The 607-nt window shown below is 68.5% G+C and carries 1 protein-coding gene and 1 pseudogene; one reads left to right on the top strand and one right to left on the bottom strand.

What is annotated here, in order from left to right; genetic code table 11:
• A partial coding sequence (locus MZTS_RS24860; RefSeq protein WP_192285997.1) for a FliM/FliN family flagellar motor switch protein occupies nucleotides 1-237 on the bottom strand: 237 nt, incomplete at its 3' end.
• A 195-nt stretch (nucleotides 238-432) separates the two neighbouring features.
• On the opposite strand from MZTS_RS24860, the pseudogene MZTS_RS25735 reads away from it, so the two are divergent.
• Nucleotides 433-607 (top strand): annotated as a pseudogene (locus MZTS_RS25735) (lipoyl(octanoyl) transferase LipB); the annotation flags it as partial.

The following is a 607-nucleotide window of genomic DNA, read 5'->3' as shown; positions in this document are numbered from 1 at the left end:
CACCACCTCGGCCTTGCGGATCAGCTCGGTCACCTCCACGGAAATGCGATTGCCGGTCACCACGATCTGCCCGCGGGCGATGGGGTGATCGTTGGCGAGGATCTCGACCATGTCGGTTTCGGTCGCTTCGAGCTCGATCACCGCGCCGCGGCCCATGCGCAGCAGCATGTGCAGCGGCATGTGGCTGCGCCCCAGCACGACCTTGAGATCGACTTGCAATTCGTCCAGGACCGCCACGCGCGGATGCTCCGTTCCTCAACACACGGAAAACTTTCCGCGCGGTATGGTGAAGCCTTGGTAAACGATTTGTCCGAAGCGTCCGCCTCCCGGCTTTCGGTCGCGCCCGCGACATTCTTGCCGCGGGCGGGGGCCCCGCCGGTCCGCTGGCGCGTCACCGACACGCTCGTCGGCTACGAGGAAGCCTTGGCCGAGATGGAGGCCCGCGCCGCCGCCATCGGCCGGGGCGAGGCGGACGAATTGGTCTGGCTCCTGGAACATCCGCCGCTCTACACGGCGGGCACCTCGGCCCGGGCGGCCGACCTCGTCGAGCCGGAGCGTTTCCCGGTCTACGCCGCGGGGCGGGGCGGGCAGTACACCTATCACGGGC

This window comes from Methylorubrum zatmanii (assembly GCF_014845115.1).
Taxonomy (GTDB): Bacteria; Pseudomonadota; Alphaproteobacteria; order Rhizobiales; family Beijerinckiaceae; genus Methylobacterium; species Methylobacterium zatmanii.
The sequence above is the reverse complement of the archived record's forward strand: the minus strand, read 5'-3'. Positions and strand labels throughout refer to the sequence as shown.